The organism is Cytobacillus sp. SAFR-174 (genome assembly GCF_051964675.1).
In the GTDB taxonomy this organism is placed as follows: domain Bacteria; phylum Bacillota; class Bacilli; order Bacillales; family Cytobacillaceae; genus Cytobacillus.
Genome location: NZ_JBQCMZ010000002.1, coordinates 18,717 through 35,239 on the forward strand (window position 1 = coordinate 18,717; position 16,523 = coordinate 35,239).

Sequence of the window (16,523 nt, forward strand, 5' to 3'; positions counted from 1 at the left end):
CGCTAGCGGAGATCTTAGCGACACTAGAACGCGACTAACAATCAGTGGGGGATAAAGAAAACCCCCACTGATTGAAGTTTCACTTTATAAAAATGGGGGGGAATGAGCATGAGCCTTTTAAAAGTAACCAATCTTACAAAAAAATTCGGCAAGTTTACGGCATTGGATGGGGTAAATCTTGAGTTAAACGCAGGTGAGGTACTGGGGTTCATTGGCCCAAATGGAGCAGGCAAGTCAACCACTATTCGGGTATTATTGGGGATTTTAAAGGCAACGGATGGGGAAGTAAAGCTTTTTAACAAGGATGCCTGGCAGGATGCAGTCGACATTCATAAAAGGGTTGCCTTTGTGCCTGGTGACGTGAATTTATGGCCGAACTTAACAGGGGGTGAGGTCATTGATTTATTCATAAAATTAAATGGTGCTGCAAATAAGGCAAAACGTGAGGAGTTAATAGAGAAGTTTGATTTGGATCCATCCAAGAAGTGCCGTACCTACTCTAAAGGAAACAGGCAAAAGGTGGCTCTGGTTGCAGCCTTTTCCTCTGATGCTGACCTGTTCATTCTGGATGAGCCGACATCAGGACTCGATCCCTTGATGGAAAAGGTTTTTCAGGAATGTGTATTAGATGTTAAAAGACAAGGGAAGAGCGTTCTCCTGTCCAGTCATATCTTATCAGAGGTAGAAAAGCTGTGCGACCGGGTAAGCATTATCCGTCAAGGCAAGATTATTGAATCAGGTACTTTAAGTGAACTTCGCCACTTAACCCGGACTCAAATGCTTGTTGATACGAAGCTGCCGATTACAGGTTTAAATGAACTAAATGGCATCCATGACATTGAAGAAAGTGAACATGGGATGACGTTTCAGGTGGATACGACGGAAATAGATGCTGTGATCAAGCATATTTCTCCATTTGGCATCAGCAGGCTGGAAAGTGCCCCGCCAACCCTAGAGGATTTATTTATGCGCCATTATGAAGGGGAAAAGGATATAGGAGGTGTCCGCTGATGGCAGGCAATCATTTGGCAAAAACTGCTTTCCTTTCAAAATTTATTTTCCGGCTGGACCGTTTGCGGATCCCAATGTGGGTGCTGGCACTTACCTTTTTTACGATAATCGTTCCAACAGCCTTTCAGGGATTATACAATTCCCAGCAGGAAAGGGATGCTATGGCACAAACGATGGCCAACCCGGCGATGACTGCCATGACTGGTCCCGCGGATTTAAGCAACTATACAATTGGTGTCATGACAGCCCATCAAATGCTTTTAATGACAGCAGCTGTGACCGGTTTAATGAACATCCTGCTTGTAACGCGGCATACCAGGGCTGATGAAGAGGATGGACGCCTGGAATTGCTCCGATCGCTGCCTGTAGGGCGTCTATCCTATTTAAATGCATCACTGCTTACAGTATCGGCAGCTTGCATCGGATTGGCTTTGATTAATGGATTCGGCCTTTATGCCCTTGGAATTGAAAGCATGGATCTGGAAGGGTCATTGCTTTATGGTGCTGCATTAGGGGCGGCGGGTCTATTTTTCGCAGGTGTAACAGCCGTATTTGCTCAGGCTTCAGATAGTTCACGGGGGACAATTGGGTATTCGATAGCCATCCTTCTTATTTCTTATCTTTTTAGAGCAATCACAGACATCAGCAATGAATCATTATCCTGGCTTTCGCCGCTCGCTTGGGTAACCAAAGCAGAAGTCTATGATTCTAATAATTGGTGGCCAATTGTATTGATGATTGCTGCAGCCATAGTTCTATTTGCCTTTGCGAATTATTTGAATGCTATTCGGGATCTGGATCGCGGATTTCTTCCATCCAGGCCCGGAAAACAATATGCATCCCGCTTTTTGCAGAGTCCGATCGGCCATGCGTTAAGATTGCAGCGGACCGGAATCATTTCTTGGGCAATCGGGATGTTTGTGCTCGGGGCTTCCTACGGTTCAGTATTAGGGGATCTGGAATCATTTTTCTCCGATAATGAAGCCATGAAGCAGCTCCTTAAGCCAACAGAAGGAGTAACATTGGTGGAACAATTCATTCCCATGCTGATGATTGTTATTTCACTTATGGCAACGATTCCTCCAGTGATGGCCATGAATAAACTTCGAGGTGAAGAGAAGAAAGAACGAATTGTTCATCTTTTGAGCAGAGCGGTTTCCCGGACCAAACTGCTAGGCAGCTATTTCGTTATTTCTGTCATTAATGGTTTTCTCATGATCTCACTGGCAGCACTCGGACTATGGTCTGCCGGGACTTCTGTGGTTGAAGGCGGGTTATCCTTTGGAATGATTTTTGGGGCAGCACTGTCCTATTATCCAGCCATGCTGGTCATGATCAGCCTTGCCGTCTTTCTGATTGGATTCCTGCCGAAATTCTCTGGTTTCATTTGGCTTTATGTTTTATATTCATTTATTGCGCTCTATTTAGGAGGTTTATTCCAATTCTCTGAATGGATCGGCAGCATTTCTCCTTTTGGCCATGTTCCGCAGACACCGATTGAGGAATTTTCAATTGTCCCGCTGCTGTTATTATGTGTGGCTGCCGCTGTGCTGACGCTAGCCGGGTTTATAGGATTTAATAAGCGGGATATTGAATAATGATGTGTAAGGATAGAAATTAAGAAACGCAATCCATTTAGGATTGTGTCAGGCTGTCGACAAAGTCGATAGCCGTTTTTTGTAATTAATATCTCATCAATATATGGTACTGTTTCGGAACATGAACTACCAAATATGCTACAAAAAAAGAAGCAAAACCCCTTTTTCATCAGATGAATTTTTGAATAAGGGGTTTGTCTACACTCTGAAAGCAACCATAAGTGGTTGCTTTAATGAATATTTAATCTTAAAGTGCCCCTTCGTACTGAAAGGGAGTTATTTACAAGCTACAATAATATTAAAAATATAATTCCTACTCCTTCTTCTGTAAAAGTGCCTGATGGGGTTAAAAGCATCGGCCAAATAAAGGTCCATAATTAAAATCACCTTATTATTGGATATTTTGACCAAATTACAGCATAAAAAAATCGTTTCCTAACTAAAAAAGAAACGATTTTTTATTTGTTTGCCCCAATTTCACAAATTAATGCTCAATTCACTTTTTCAGGCACAATATTTAAAATAATTATATAAACCTTTTCATTATTGAATTCACCAACAGGGACTACTTGATGAATTTGCAATGCTTCCCCTTCTTTAAGTGTATGAGATTCATTTATTACGTCAGCAAGATGTTTTTCAAAGGAGAAGTCATTATAATGATTCCGAATTGTCCATTCAATAATAATCTGGTTTTGTAACCGCATATATATTTACACCTCTTTTATTTACAGAGTGGATGGTGAGTTGCTTCAACACCATCAATTTTTATTACACGATGCCATGTAGTATTAATATAATCAAGGCTTTTCGACTGAGATATGGAGCTTTTATATCTCTTACTATAATATGTTGCTGTAGAATTATCTGCTTCTCTCCTAGAAAACTTTTCATCGTAATCTCTTACCGTATACATTCTTAAACTTTTCACTCCTACATCCTTATCGTATCTAGTTCTGCTGCAAGTAGAGGAAGCGCCTTTTAGAAATCTATGCCTATCAAATGCATGTGTATTTACAAATTGAGATGAAGTCATACCGCCATTTAATTTATATGGCACCTCATCATTATTCGACATTGTTGTGAATTTTCCTGTATTATCCTTCTTTTTAATAGATGCTTGTATATCTTCTAGTTGTTTATCAGTAGAAACATTTTTTTCTTTTACAGATGAGATAATTCCAGCAGTATCTAAAGTAACGATTAAATCTACACTTTGTTCAATACCATCTGAGTCTTTCCAATGATATGTAAGTTCGTTATCTCCGACTTCAAGTACGTCTTGGAGGAGACAATTAGTCATGAAGAAAAAAATAAGTATTGGGATTATGACAATTTTATCAGCGATGCTAGTGTTCAGTAATTTTTCAGAAGTTCTTGCTTCATATAACCAGATTGATGTAAAAGAAAAAACTGCCTTATACAAACTTGATCTAAGTTTTTTTAGATACTTGATTTCAGCTTAAAGGAAGTTGTGAAGTTACATGAGTTGCAAGATCAAAATTTATGTGATTAAATAACATTATACAAATCGTAATAATTACGATTTTCATTAAAAAGGAGTGAATTCATTGGCAAAAAAATCAAAAGTAGCTAAGGAATTAAAACGGCAGGAGATTGTATTAAAGTATGCAGAATTAAGAAAGGAACTGAAAGAGAAGGGGGATTATGAAGCTCTGCGGAAACTGCCAAGAGACTCATCACCGACACGGCTGAAAAACCGATGCCAAGTGACGGGCAGACCCAGGGGATATCTACGCAAATTTAAAATGTCCCGAATCGCTTTCCGGGAATTTGCACATAAAGGGCAAGTTCCGGGAGTTAAAAAATCCAGCTGGTAAAATAAAATTTGGAGGTAATGAAAATGAAGGAAAATATTCATCCGGAATATCATAAAGTAGTATTCATGGATATGAACAGCGGTTTTAAATTTTTGACAGGATCAACTAAAACAGCAAATGAAACAGTCGAGTGGGAAGATGGAAACACATACCCATTAATTAAAGTCGAAGTGAGCTCAGATACACATCCCTTTTATACAGGTGTTCAGAAGTTCATGGATCGCGGCGGACGTGCTGAACGATTTAGGAAGAGATATAACATGAAGAGCTAGTAAGGTTTCCCCAATTGGTGAGGTGAAAGATATGAATTCACATCTTATGGAAATGATCTCAAGAGAGATTGTAAAGTCACTTCCTCCTAAGCAAAAGGAGATTTATGAATATGTCGTTGGTCTGGAAGAAGAGCTGGCTCAAAAGGCTTCGACTTCTGAAGAATTTATGGCTCTGCTTGTGAAGCATTCACCTCATAGGCAGGCGGCAGCACATTTTAACCTTTCATTTGGACAGCTGATGATGACCATGCATGAAATTGAAGACACCATTAACAGGCAGCTTGAGAATAAATTGAAACATGTCACATGGGTCGAACTGACAGACAGTGTCCGGGCAGGAAAGAACAGGAATAAAGTCAAATATTTTTATTTCTCCTTAAATAAAAGTAAGTCGTAAAAATTTTTAGGTTTTAAATCGTAATGATTTCGTATTAAAATCTGGACCATTGCAGGAGGCGGCATTCAAGGATTCCAGTGGAACGCCAGCCGGAAGAGAAAATTGCTGCAAGCATTTAAGAAGGTAATAAGGAGGCAATTAAAATGAGAGTAAAGATTACATTGGCTTGTACAGAGACAGGGGACAGGAATTATATTACCGCCAAAAATAAGCGGAACAATCCTGACCGGATCGAATTAATGAAGTATTCACCCCGTTTAAAGAAACATACATTGCACCGTGAAACGAAGTAATCGGACATAAGTTCTTGAAGCGACAGGAACGGGTGGGGAAGATGTTCATCTATCGTGGCATATTGCTGCTTATATAGCCCAATTTCGCTGTATTGATAGCGAATTGGGCTTTTTTATCGCAGTCTAACGGGCAGTAAGACCCCCACTTCAAGACTCAGAGGAATCCAAGGAGGATAAGTGGGGGGGTCAAACTGCCCGTAAAGGCCCGATTGGTTCAACTAACAATCAGTGGGGGATAAGGAAAACCCCCACTGATTGAAGTTTCACTTTATCGAGCACAAATCAGTTAAATCTGAAATATGCCGCTTACGATAGCGGCTGCACCAGCCACCGAACAAAATACACCTATTAGTTTCACACTTCTTTTTGAAGGACTTTGTAAAATAAAAAATATCCCAAAAATAAATAAAATAACACCAAAACCCATATTCCCTAATTCTATGAAAGGAGAGAGAGTGGCAAGGAAATTATCAATTGAGCTTTCAATTCTGTGTTCCATAATAAAACCTCCGAAACATTATTTTTACATACATTTAAATGTATGTATTTAAATAAAAATATACTGCCTTATGGCAGCCTATTTATTTCGCTGAATTGTTTATGAAAATTTTCAAGGGCGGATATTACTTCTTCATCTATAACCGGAAGACCGATACCAGTAAACAATTCTTGCAAGTGTTTCACTTTATGCATATATTCATCTGTATTTACTGAAAAAATAATGGGACTCAGCCAAATATTTGTTAGCAGCATAAGTGTTTCAGCCGCCTGTTTTGGATATTGGACAGAGAGAGATCCGTCTATTATTCCTTCTTCAATAAACGACTCTATATCAGGAGCTCCTGTATGAATACAGTCCATTAACTGGCTTGTGATAATTTTGGGGCTTTTTAAAATGGCAGGAATAGACTTCATGGCATCCAGCTGTCCAAGATTTGTAAAAGAAAAGAGAAAGGCATGTTTTAGTTTTTCTAAACCATTTAAACCTGTCAATTTCTTTGTTTGTTCAAACGGATCATTTTCTATTGCTAATTGTTTTAGAACTCTGTCAATAATATCTTCTTTTGATTTGAAATGATGATAAAACGCTCCTCTTGTCAAATCCCCTAATTCATCCACAATATTTTGAATGGTTGTCTGTTCCCAGCCTTGTTCTAAAAACAATCTGGTTGCTGTTTCTAATATACGCTGTTCTGTTATTTCCGGGTATTTATTGCGCGGCAAAAATGCAAACCTCCTTTTACATACATTCGTATGTATGTATCTTATTTATTAATGAAAAATTTGTCAAGAGAAATCCCTGTTAAAATTTTCAGAATTATTATTGTTTTCCGAAGAAATGTATGATAGTTTAGTTAAAACGAAGTACAAACTTCAAAAAACTAAATAATACAGCTAAAACTTCATAATCTTAAGGTGATCCTACATGATATTAAAAGAGACAATAGAAAAAGAGTTTCCTAACCTCTCCAAAGGTCAGCAGAAGGCAGCAAAGTATTTGCTCGACCAGCCGAAGGATTTCGCCGTAAAGTCAGCTGGCGAGATTGGAAAGAGAATCGGGGTCAGTGAAACGACAGTCATCCGTTTTTGTTATTCGATTCAGCTTTCCGGGTATTCGGAGCTTCAGAAGATGGTAAGGGAACAGCTATTAAAGGTGAATAGTACACTGGGGCAGTATTTTACGAATAAGGTGGAATTGGCCGAAAAGCCGGAGTTCCTGGCGAATGTGATGGAGAAGGATTGTCTGCATATACGGGAAACGATGCAGAATATCAGTCAGGATGATTTCGATGCTTTGGTTGCCCGGCTGATCGAATCGAAGAAAATATACGTTACAGGGCTGAGGTCATCATTCTCGGCAGCGAGCTGGCTTTCTTTTACCCTTGGGGTGGTGAGGGGAAATGCGAAGCTGATCCGGCCGGATACGGATGATCTGCTATTGACGGTCACTGAAATGGATAAGGATGCGACGTTCATTGCCATTTCATTCGACCGTTATATGAAGGATACGATCAAAATGGCGGAATTGGCGAAAAAGCAGGGAGCATTTGTGATTGGCATAACCGATTCAGCGATCGCGCCGATTAAAGAGCATGCTGATTTGCTTTTTCAAATACATTCATCGGAAAAATCGACGATTGATGCGGCACCCGCACTATTTTCCTTTCTAAATGCTGTGATTGCTGGGGTGTCCATAAAAGATCGTGACCGATTTCAAGCAAGGAAAGAACAATATGAAAAGCTGGAAAGTGAGCATTTTTTTATACAGCCGGGAGGGAAGTTAGATTGAAGGAAATGATTGAAGAGCTTAAACCCGCATTAGAGATGGTATTTACGCATTTGCACGAAAATCCGGAAGTGAGCTGGAGGGAATATAAGACAACCGAGTACCTGCAGAAATTCCTGGAATGCCGGGGGTTTCAGGTTCAGCTGTTTGGGGATTGCACCGGTCTGGTTGTTGAAGTAGGGGAAGGAAGTCCATGTGTCGCCCTGAGAGCGGATATGGACGCACTTTGGCAGGAAGTGGACGGCAAGTTTCAGGCGAATCATTCCTGCGGCCATGATGCCCATATGACAATGGGAGTAGGGGCGATGCTGCTGCTTCAAAAGGCGGGATTCCCCAAAAAAGGCAAGCTGAAATTCATCTTCCAGCCTGCTGAAGAAAAGGGCACCGGAGCTCTCAAAATGATTGAGCATGGTGTGCTGGATGATGTGGATTACCTGTATGGTGTACATCTAAGACCTATCCAGGAAATAAGGGACGGGGAAGCATCAGCAGCCATTTACCATGGTGCAGCAAGATTTCTGACCGGGGAAATTATCGGGGAAGACGCCCATGGCGCCCGTCCGCATCTTGGCCAGAATGCCATCGAGATTGGCGCTTCTTTTATTCATGAAATTAAAAACATTCATTTGGATCCCATGGTCCCCTATACGGCTAAAATGACCAAGTTCCATGCGGGCAGTGACTCTGGGAATATCATACCTGGAAAAGCTTCCTTCAGCCTCGATCTGAGGGCACAAACTAATGAAGTGATAAACGCACTGTCTGAAAAAATTGAAACGATCACGGAGTATTTATCCAAGCTCTATGGAGTCAAAATTACACTTGAGACGAAAGCGAATGTGGCAGCAGCTGAGGTAGATGAAGAAGCGCAGCATTTTCTCGAAAAGGCCGTAATCGATGTACTTGGAGCCGGCCAATTACGGGAGCCAATCGTGACATCAGGAGGGGAAGACTTCCATTTTTATACCCTCAAAAAGCCGAATATTAAGGCCACGATGCTCGGATTGGGCTGTGACCTGCAGCCGGGTCTTCATCATCCGGACATGACGTTCAATCGGGAAGCGATTTACTCAGGGGTGGAAATATTGGCCAGGGCGGTAATGGCCACTTTGGAAAAGGAGGAGTGAAGATGGCTGCTGTGACAATTGATTTGCGGGTATTAAAGACAGCATCCGATATGAATCTGATTCAAAAGCTGGAAGAGATCATCTGGAATATGGCTCCGCTTCCGGTTCATCAAACCATCACAGCTGCCCAGAACGGCGGGCTTCTCCTCGGGGCATTTATAGAAGAAGAACTGGTGGGATTCAGCTACGGATTTCCCGGTTTCAACAGGGGAAAAGGATATTTATGCTCTCATATGCTCGGCATTCACCCTGACCACCAGGATAAGGGGCTTGGTGCGTTTTTAAAGCAGAAGCAAAAGGAACTGGCCGCTGAGATGGGATATGACCTGATCACCTGGACGTTTGATCCGCTTGAAAGCCGGAATGCATACCTGAACCTGTCCAAGCTGAATGCGATTTGCTCCACTTATGTGGAGAATTGCTATGGAGATATGGATGATAATTTGAATCATGGACTGCCGACAGACCGGTTAAAGGTGGAATGGTGGATTACCAGTTCACATGTGGAGGAGCGATTGAGTATTGAAGCAGCTTCTGCCGAGAATCCGTTCGACTGGGGACTATCAGAAGACAACTTTCCAATTTTATTGAATACGGAGTGGGATCGTTCTGGAGGATCTGTGCTTGTCCCGATTCCGGCAAACTTTCAAGCTATTAAAAATCAAAATTTCGAGCTTGCGATGGACTGGCGCTTCAAAACCAGAGGAATTTTTCAGGCGTTATTTTCAAAAGGGTACGCCATGGCGGGTTTTCAAAAAAGCTCAGAAGGCCCGGTACACTACTATGTATTAGTTCAGAGAAACGAGCTTAAACTCAACTAACAGGAAAAGGCGGTTATGAATATGAAGGTGACAGAAGTCGTATTGAGGCATATGAAAATGAGAATGAAAGCACCATTTACAACAAGCTTTGGAACGTTTCAGGATAAAGAATTTCTTTTATTGGAAGCAAAGGATGAGAACGGTAGGAGCGGCTGGGGAGAATCAGTAGCTTTTCATTCACCATGGTATAACGAAGAAACACTGAAGACGAACTGGCATATGCTTGAAGATTTCATCATTCCGAATCTATTAAACAAAGAAATGGAACATCCTGATGAAGTGTCGGAAACGCTCTCGTACATACGGAAAAACAATATGGCGAAATCGGCTTTCGAAGGGGCTGTTTGGGACTTATATGCCAAGCAGAAGGGAATTCCGCTTGCGAAGGCGCTTGGCGGGACAGCGAATGAGATTGAAGTTGGAATCAGCATCGGGATTCAGGATCGAGTTGAGGACTTGCTGAACCTGATAGGTGAATATGTAAAGGATGGCTACAAACGAATTAAAGTGAAAATCAAGCCGGGCTGGGATGTTGAAGTTATGAGGGAAGTAAGAAAGCATTTTCCGGATATAGCGCTTATGGCGGATGCAAACTCAGCCTACACTCTTAAAGATATTGACCTGTTAAAACAGCTGGATGAATTTGATTTAATGATGATTGAGCAGCCGCTGGCCTCTGATGACATTATTGATCATGCTGTCCTTCAGAAAGAACTTAAAACACCGGTCTGCCTCGATGAAAGCATTCATTCCTATGAAGATGCACGCAAGGCGATTGAGCTTGGAAGCTGCAAAATTATTAATATCAAAATCGGCCGTGTCGGGGGCTTGACAGAATCCAAAAAAATTCATGACCTCTGCCAGGAACGCGGCATCCCGGTATGGTGTGGCGGCATGCTGGAATCTGGCATCGGAAGGGCACACAATATTGCCTTAACCACACTATCAAACTTTATTATGCCAGGGGACACAGCTGCATCATCCCGCTATTGGGAGAAGGATCTGATTGACCCTGAAGTAACGGTTGAAGATGGGATGATCAAGGTTCCAGAAAGATTCGGTATTGGCTATGAACCGAATTATGAAACTATTAGAGAGTTTACTGTTTTTGAAAAGAGATTTGCTCTGGGGAAGCAGAATGAACAAGCAGCCCTTGTTGGCGGGAATAGTGTCACTCCAGTCAAATAAAAAGAGCAAATAGCACTCAGAGGGAGAGAGGATACTCTCTTTCTCTTTTAAACAAAGTTGTCAAAAAATTCAAATATTTAAAGGGGGAATAGTTTTGAAAAAGAGTATTCAGATCGCCGGGGCCTTTATCGGGGTCATTGTCGGAGCAGGCTTTGCTTCCGGGCAGGAAATTTTGCAGTTTTTTACGGGCTTTGGCTGGATGGGGATTGCCGGAGCTGTGCTGGCGACTTTTTTCTTTGCTTTTCTAGGCATGAATTTAACCCAGCTTGGAAGCCGTCTGCAGACAGATTCCCATAAAGATGTGATTTACCATATTTGCGGAAAGTATCTTGGGATGGCTGTTGATTTCATCATTACATTCTTCCTTTTTGGGGTGGCCGTCGTCATGCTTGCCGGATCGGGATCGATCTTTGAAGAGCAGTTCGGCATCCCGAGCATGGCCGGAAATATCATTATGGCTGTGTTAACGATCCTGACAGTATGTCTGAACATCCAAAAAGTCATTTCAATTATCAGCCTGGTGACTCCATTTCTGCTGCTCATGGTGGTTATCATTAGCGGCTATGCTCTAAGCACGATGGGATTGGATTTCTCGGAAGTTCAGAAATTGGCGGAAAGCCAAACACCTGCTGCGTCCAACTGGTTTATGGGCGGATTACTATATGTTTCTTATAATGTCGCGGCTGGTGCTGCCATGCTTGCTGTCATGGGCGGCACAACAAAGGATGAAAAGCAGGCTGGCATGGGCGGCATCCTTGGCGGTGTAGGCCTCGGTGTCCTGATTTTACTGATCAATGTAGCTTTGCTGGTCAAAATGGATGTGGTGGAAGGATCCCCGATGCCGATTCTTGCTCTTGCAAATGAAATCTCACCGGCATTTGGACTGTTAATGTTTGTTGTCCTGCTGGGTATGATCTATAACACAGCTGTTGGCATGCTGTATGCCTTCACTGCAAGGATCGTGAAAAGAGAGAATCCTAAATTCAATATCTTCGTTGTATTATTTGGAGCTGCCGCTTTTGGCGCCAGTTTCATCGGGTTCATCACTTTGGTTGGAACGGTATATCCTTTAATGGGGTACTTAGGATTTACATTGATTGCGGCGATTGTGTTTGCATGGTTTAGGGGGAAGAGGAAGGCAGTTGGGAGGATTGGAAGCGGAGTTGTTTTAAAACAATAGAAACTATTTTTTAGAAAGCTCAGGTCTCCTGAGCTTTCTTTGTTTTCTCAACATCCCTATTTGGCTAACGTGCGAATCCCATCCCCAATCTTCTTCACTCCAACTGCAATTTTCCGGTCATCCACCTGAGACACGCTTAACCGGATCCGGTTTTCCTGTCTGTACTCAGGGAGGTACATACCTGTTGCATCCTGAACCAATACATTTTTCTTTTGGAGATATTCCACAAGATGCTTTGCTTTCATTCTGCCCGGTAGCTCAACTGTCGAATAGAACCCCGAATCCCCGCCAGTAAAAGCAGCACCAGGCGGCAAATGTTCCAGGTACGCTTTTTTGAGAATGGTGCCTTTCTTTTTGTATTGCCGGCGGAGTTTTTCAATATGGGCCTTAAACATCCCGCTGCTTAAATAAATCTCAAGTGCCCCTTGTGTGAGGACTGGTGTTTGGACGTCCGCTGCAAATTTAGCTTGTGTAAAACTTTTTAGTAAGGCTTCCGGAAGAACGGCTAATCCTAATCGAAGTCCTGGAAGCAGAACCTTCGAGAAGCTTTTTGTGTAAATGACTCTTCCGCTAGGGTCATAGGCAAACATGGGGTCTGCCTTTTTCCTGGTATCAAGGTCTCCCATATAGTCATCTTCGATTATGTAGACATCATATTTTTGAGCGAGCTCGACAATGTGCTTTTTTTCCTGATTGGTGTAGCTGCAGCCTGTCGGATTCTGGAATCGGGAGACTGTGTAGAAAAACTTAACGCTTCGTTCTCTGAAGACCTTTTCCAGATTATTAAGATCAATGCCATTCTGATTCACCTCTATGCCGATCGGCTTCAGGCCGCGAGAAGTAATCGAATCGATGTAACTAAAGTGTGTTGGCTGTTCAACGCAAATCTCTTTTTTATTATTGGGAAAAGGCAGTGAGATCAAGAGATCCAGAGCCTGCTGGGATCCTGATACAACCGCAATTCTATCAGGCGGAGCGAAAACCTGCAGATCCTTAGCTTGAGCTGAAAGCTGCTGCCGAAGACTCGCCAAGCCGAGGGGATGGGAATACTGAAACATTTCCTCTTTATAAATCTCAATTGCCTGGTTCATGCAATGCTGATAATCTCGGTAGGGCATCCTGCTTTTATCCGGTCCTGCGGAGACAAAGTCAATTTTCATTTGAGTTTGTTGTTTTGGCATATCCGAGCCTACTGCAAAATAGCCGCTTTTGGGCACTGAGTAAATCAGGTGAGCCTTCTCCAATTCACTGTAAGCTTTCAGTACAGTGTTGATGCTGCAGTTGAATTCTTTGGCAAACTTGCGGATAGAAGGGAGCTTTTCTCCGGATTTCAACTGTTCATCATCCAATCTTGATTGGATTTCTCCTATGATTTCATCATATTTAGTACTCACGAATTCACATCTCCCTGGTGATTTGTATGGGTACAGATGGTTAAAACTGTTCTTTTCTCTATGAAACATGCTGTTTATAGTATAAGGGACAAATATAGAGCAGACATCATGACGGAAATCCTATTTTATGAAGGAGGAAGAAAAGATGAAGTGTATGAGGAGAGCGGGTATAGCCGTTCTTGCCTTGTTATTGCTGCTGGCAGGTACAAGTGCTGAGGCATTAGGCGGAAAAGAAAACACGAAGGAGCTGCACATTGAAGAAGCTTTTGCAGGTAAAGAGGGAACTATGGTTCTCAAAAATCTTAAGAATCACAAGGTTTATGTCTATAACAAGGATAGGAGTATAGAGAGACTGACGCCGGAGTCAACCTTCAAAGTCGCCAATGCCCTAATCGGGCTGGAGACTGCAGCTGTCCGGGATGAGTATGAGGTGAAACGGTGGGATGGAGTCGAACGGGAATTCGAAAGCTGGAACCGGGATCATTCGCTTGCTTCTGCGATGAGGGAATCGGCTATCTGGTTTTACCAGGACCTGGCTAGAACGATTGGTGAAAAAAACATGCAGGAATACGTTACAAAAATTCCGTACGGAAACCAGGACATATCTGGTGGCATTGATACGTTCTGGCTGGACAGCAGCCTAAGAATATCTGCAGCGGAACAAGCTGATTTAATCGAAAAGCTCGTGGTGGAGAAACTGCCTTTTACTGAAAAAAATCAAAAAACAGTCAAACGAATGATGATTCAGGATGAACAGGATCATTTCACTTTACATGGCAAAACAGGGACAAGGCTCTCTGACATGGGACTGGGCTGGTATGTTGGGTTTATTGAAACGGAGAAGGGTACATGGGTGTTTGCGGTGAATATCGATGGAACAGGGACTGAGGCCAGGAATATTGCTTTGGAAGTATTGAAGGAGAAAAAAATCATTAATAACTAAGCTGGGAAAAGGGAAACCATGTCCAGGTTTCCCTGTTATTACTGAACTTCCGCTACAAATGTAAAAGAAATTTCACCGTTTTTCCATTGAGCTAAGACTTCATAAATATATTTGCCTTTTTCTGAAGGGACAGTTATTTGATTATCCTCCATTTTGATTTCTCTTTCTTTTCCTGTTTCATTCCATAAATACACCTTCATAACGGGGTTATCTTCAATTTTCACTTTGACTCTCTGGTCCGGTTTGACAGGAATAGGTTTAAGATATTCCGCCATCTGATTCGGTGATGCGTGATCAGTGGTTACTGATTCTGTTTCAATGCCTTTTTTTCGGGTCCACCGAAAGTTTCCTTTTTCCATTGGATATTCGGAGCCATTCACTGCAGCAAATGCAGTCTTCTCAGGCGGGAATTCCGCTTGATCCACCGGTTTATCCGAACAGCCAAACAATAAGGTGACAGAGGCAATAACGATCATACTTACTAATTTTAAACTCCGCAACATGTCACCCGCCTTTTAAAATGGTTAATAAAAATAGTTTAACAGAAAAAGGAAATCTTATATATAGATTGAATTACTTTAGTAAATGTCAAAGAGGAAAATACATTCGCCGGTTTTGCCTGCTGTTGACTATGCTAAAGAATAATCGCCCTATTAGAGGTTTAATAAAGCGCAGGGTGAAGTTTATTTAACGGGATGGTTAATAAATATGTTAAAGTCTTCAAGGAAATGGTCATTTTCCAATGCCAATCATGGGGTATGGAATTTCACCTATAATCGGTTACTTTATTGGGGTAAGCCGGATTAGAATGAATAATTGAAAATAGAGAAAGGGTAAATAAATGTCTATTATACTTGCAGTTATAGTGCTTATTGGTTTATTTATTTTAGGAATTAAGTTTTGGAAGACGAGCAGAATAGTGGCACTGCTATTTTTACTGCCGGTATTAGCAATATTCCTTTTTGCTGGATTTGTGTTTTTTAACTCTTGGTATCATACAACTCCTGATTCATTGAATTTTACTGTCCAAAAGGAAAATCAATCATATACAGTAACAGGAGTTTGGAACAAACCATTAGATGCTTATAGATTTCCCACTGATTTTATTGTTTTTTATGTCCCTGATAATGAGGAAGTAACAAATGTTAAGCGAAACAGATTTGAGGATTATGAAAAAATGGACATGTTTTACTTTGAAGAATCGGTTCAAGAATGGATAAAACATCAGCATCCTCCTGTATCAGATCCTCAAATATTTGATATAGAGACTTCCAAAGAATTTAGTTTTTCATTTGTTCTCCCAGAAAATGCAAACCCAAACGAAGTAAAAATTTATTATGCACATACAAGGGATGAACCAATGGATGCCCTGGAGTTTTGGTTTAAGGAGATTGAGCTGGAATAAGACTTTTCTTCTAAAGTGTTATTACAACAAATCAGCAGATGCATAAAAAAACAAAGTAGCAGTGGAGAGTGAGCAGCCTTGATAGAAATCAATGGACAACATAGATATTTAAAAACAAGGCCTAAGATAAAAACGGTTTAACTGGAAAAGGAAATTTTATATATAGGTGGAATTAAAATAGGAAATGCCAGGAAAGGAATTTAAGAAATGAAGAAAATCTCATTCATACATTCTCAGGTTTTACCTGCCGTTGACTATGCTTACGCCTCCCATGTCCCTGCAGGAATGGATCTTTATTTTATGGCTGGGGCATGTCCGCTCGATCAAGAGGGCAGTGTGCCAGAGGGAACCAGTTATGAAGAACAGGCCAAACTTTGTGTGGAAAACCTGAAAGCAGCCTTACAGGAATGTGGCGCTGAATTGGAGGATGTTGCTTATACAAGAGTTCTCGTTGCATCCTCTGCTCAGTCTGATTTGGTGGCCGTATGGCAGGCAGTCAGAGAAGAATTCGGTTCTCATGATGTTCCAAGTACATTGTCTGGTGTCACTGTTTTAGGTTATAGCGGCCAATTAGTTGAGATAGAAGCGGTTGCTGCCTTACCCCAAAATGCCAAATAATCCGCATAACGAAAGAAATGGACCCTCCTGCAATAGCAGTCGGGTCCATTTCTTTCTTTTATCTCTTTTTTAGAACTTTAAGCAGGAAGGATTTTGTATTAAGGATATTTAATACTTATTGGAGTGAAAAAACAAAAGAATTAAAGGG

20 protein-coding genes are annotated in these 16,523 nt (G+C 41.6%); 14 read left to right on the forward strand and 6 right to left on the reverse strand.

The genetic code is table 11. The annotated features are described in order from the left end of the window. Nucleotides 1–108 precede the first annotated feature (108 nt). Both ACTHRG_RS02280 and ACTHRG_RS02285 read left to right on the forward strand, forming a co-directional pair. Entirely contained in the window at nucleotides 109–1,011 is a 903-nt protein-coding gene (locus tag ACTHRG_RS02280) for an ABC transporter ATP-binding protein (protein ID WP_076257992.1), read from the forward strand. Continuing rightward, nucleotides 1,011–2,609 (forward strand): ABC transporter permease, encoded by a 1,599-nt coding sequence (locus tag ACTHRG_RS02285; protein ID WP_076257991.1) that lies wholly within the window; start codon nucleotides 1,011–1,013, stop codon nucleotides 2,607–2,609. The genes ACTHRG_RS02280 and ACTHRG_RS02285 overlap by 1 nt, the downstream gene beginning before the upstream one ends. 491 nt (nucleotides 2,610–3,100) lie before the next feature. Here ACTHRG_RS02285 and ACTHRG_RS02290 read toward each other — a convergent pair whose 3' ends face one another. Continuing rightward, the gene (locus ACTHRG_RS02290; RefSeq protein ID WP_076257990.1) at nucleotides 3,101–3,316 is read right to left on the reverse strand and encodes a hypothetical protein; all 216 of its coding nucleotides are present in this window, start codon (nucleotides 3,314–3,316) and stop codon (nucleotides 3,101–3,103) included. Between the two features lie 17 nt (nucleotides 3,317–3,333). Continuing rightward, nucleotides 3,334–4,035 (reverse strand): hypothetical protein, encoded by a 702-nt coding sequence (locus tag ACTHRG_RS02295; RefSeq protein WP_139325612.1) that lies wholly within the window; start codon nucleotides 4,033–4,035, stop codon nucleotides 3,334–3,336. A 145-nt stretch (nucleotides 4,036–4,180) separates the two neighbouring features. On the opposite strand from ACTHRG_RS02295, the gene rpsN reads away from it, so the two are divergent. The 4 genes from rpsN (at nucleotide 4,181) to rpmG (ending at nucleotide 5,412) form a co-directional block, all read left to right on the forward strand. Next, nucleotides 4,181–4,450: a 30S ribosomal protein S14 gene (rpsN, locus tag ACTHRG_RS02300; protein ID WP_076257988.1), complete on the forward strand. Its 270-nt coding sequence runs from the start codon at nucleotides 4,181–4,183 to the stop codon at nucleotides 4,448–4,450. Nucleotides 4,451–4,473: 23 nt separating this feature from the next. Next, nucleotides 4,474–4,722: a type B 50S ribosomal protein L31 gene (locus ACTHRG_RS02305; protein WP_076257987.1), complete on the forward strand. Its 249-nt coding sequence runs from the start codon at nucleotides 4,474–4,476 to the stop codon at nucleotides 4,720–4,722. 31 nt (nucleotides 4,723–4,753) lie between these two features. Then, nucleotides 4,754–5,119, forward strand: coding sequence for a hypothetical protein (locus ACTHRG_RS02310; protein ID WP_076257986.1), 366 nt, complete (start codon nucleotides 4,754–4,756; stop codon nucleotides 5,117–5,119). Between the two features lie 143 nt (nucleotides 5,120–5,262). Then, nucleotides 5,263–5,412 (forward strand): 50S ribosomal protein L33, encoded by a 150-nt coding sequence (gene rpmG / locus ACTHRG_RS02315; protein WP_076257985.1) that lies wholly within the window; start codon nucleotides 5,263–5,265, stop codon nucleotides 5,410–5,412. Nucleotides 5,413–5,698: 286 nt separating this feature from the next. On the opposite strand, the gene ACTHRG_RS02320 is transcribed toward rpmG, so the two are convergent. Together ACTHRG_RS02320 and ACTHRG_RS02325 are read right to left on the reverse strand one after the other, a co-directional pair. Beyond that, nucleotides 5,699–5,911, reverse strand: coding sequence for a hypothetical protein (locus ACTHRG_RS02320; RefSeq protein ID WP_076257984.1), 213 nt, complete (start codon nucleotides 5,909–5,911; stop codon nucleotides 5,699–5,701). A gap of 68 nt (nucleotides 5,912–5,979) precedes the next feature. Then, nucleotides 5,980–6,636, reverse strand: a complete 657-nt coding sequence (locus tag ACTHRG_RS02325) for a TetR/AcrR family transcriptional regulator (RefSeq protein WP_076257983.1) — start codon at nucleotides 6,634–6,636, stop codon at nucleotides 5,980–5,982. 202 nt (nucleotides 6,637–6,838) lie between these two features. Here ACTHRG_RS02325 and ACTHRG_RS02330 point away from each other — a divergent pair, with 202 nt between their 5' ends. The 5 genes from ACTHRG_RS02330 to ACTHRG_RS02350 all read left to right on the forward strand — a co-directional run bounded on the left by ACTHRG_RS02330 (nucleotide 6,839) and on the right by ACTHRG_RS02350 (nucleotide 12,015). Continuing rightward, nucleotides 6,839–7,702, forward strand: coding sequence for a MurR/RpiR family transcriptional regulator (locus ACTHRG_RS02330; RefSeq protein ID WP_076257982.1), 864 nt, complete (start codon nucleotides 6,839–6,841; stop codon nucleotides 7,700–7,702). Then, a complete protein-coding gene (locus ACTHRG_RS02335; protein WP_076257981.1) occupies nucleotides 7,699–8,826 on the forward strand; it encodes a M20 peptidase aminoacylase family protein in 1,128 nt (375 codons plus the stop codon). Before ACTHRG_RS02330 ends, ACTHRG_RS02335 begins: the two co-directional genes overlap by 4 nt. A gap of 2 nt (nucleotides 8,827–8,828) precedes the next feature. Then, nucleotides 8,829–9,647, forward strand: a complete 819-nt coding sequence (locus tag ACTHRG_RS02340; RefSeq protein WP_076257980.1) for a GNAT family N-acetyltransferase — start codon at nucleotides 8,829–8,831, stop codon at nucleotides 9,645–9,647. Nucleotides 9,648–9,668: 21 nt separating this feature from the next. Further along, complete coding sequence (gene menC / locus ACTHRG_RS02345; RefSeq protein ID WP_440230476.1) at nucleotides 9,669–10,835, forward strand: o-succinylbenzoate synthase; 1,167 nt, start codon at nucleotides 9,669–9,671, stop codon at nucleotides 10,833–10,835. A gap of 94 nt (nucleotides 10,836–10,929) precedes the next feature. Continuing rightward, nucleotides 10,930–12,015, forward strand: coding sequence for a YkvI family membrane protein (locus ACTHRG_RS02350; protein WP_440230477.1), 1,086 nt, complete (start codon nucleotides 10,930–10,932; stop codon nucleotides 12,013–12,015). A gap of 56 nt (nucleotides 12,016–12,071) precedes the next feature. On the opposite strand, the gene ACTHRG_RS02355 is transcribed toward ACTHRG_RS02350, so the two are convergent. Beyond that, nucleotides 12,072–13,409, reverse strand: a complete 1,338-nt coding sequence (locus tag ACTHRG_RS02355; protein WP_440230478.1) for a PLP-dependent aminotransferase family protein — start codon at nucleotides 13,407–13,409, stop codon at nucleotides 12,072–12,074. 154 nt (nucleotides 13,410–13,563) lie between these two features. On the opposite strand from ACTHRG_RS02355, the gene blaOXA reads away from it, so the two are divergent. Further along, entirely contained in the window at nucleotides 13,564–14,352 is a 789-nt protein-coding gene (gene blaOXA, locus ACTHRG_RS02360) for a class D beta-lactamase (RefSeq protein WP_440230603.1), read from the forward strand. 38 nt (nucleotides 14,353–14,390) lie between these two features. On the opposite strand, the gene ACTHRG_RS02365 is transcribed toward blaOXA, so the two are convergent. Then, the gene (locus ACTHRG_RS02365) at nucleotides 14,391–14,855 is read right to left on the reverse strand and encodes a hypothetical protein (protein WP_076257976.1); all 465 of its coding nucleotides are present in this window, start codon (nucleotides 14,853–14,855) and stop codon (nucleotides 14,391–14,393) included. A gap of 338 nt (nucleotides 14,856–15,193) precedes the next feature. Between ACTHRG_RS02365 and ACTHRG_RS02370 the strand changes: the two genes are divergently transcribed. Both ACTHRG_RS02370 and ACTHRG_RS02375 read left to right on the forward strand, forming a co-directional pair. Continuing rightward, on the forward strand, nucleotides 15,194–15,757 hold the full coding sequence (locus ACTHRG_RS02370; protein WP_440230479.1) for a hypothetical protein: 564 nt from the start codon (nucleotides 15,194–15,196) through the stop codon (nucleotides 15,755–15,757). Between the two features lie 207 nt (nucleotides 15,758–15,964). After that, a complete protein-coding gene (locus ACTHRG_RS02375) occupies nucleotides 15,965–16,375 on the forward strand; it encodes a RidA family protein (protein WP_440230480.1) in 411 nt (136 codons plus the stop codon). Nucleotides 16,376–16,523 lie beyond the last annotated feature (148 nt).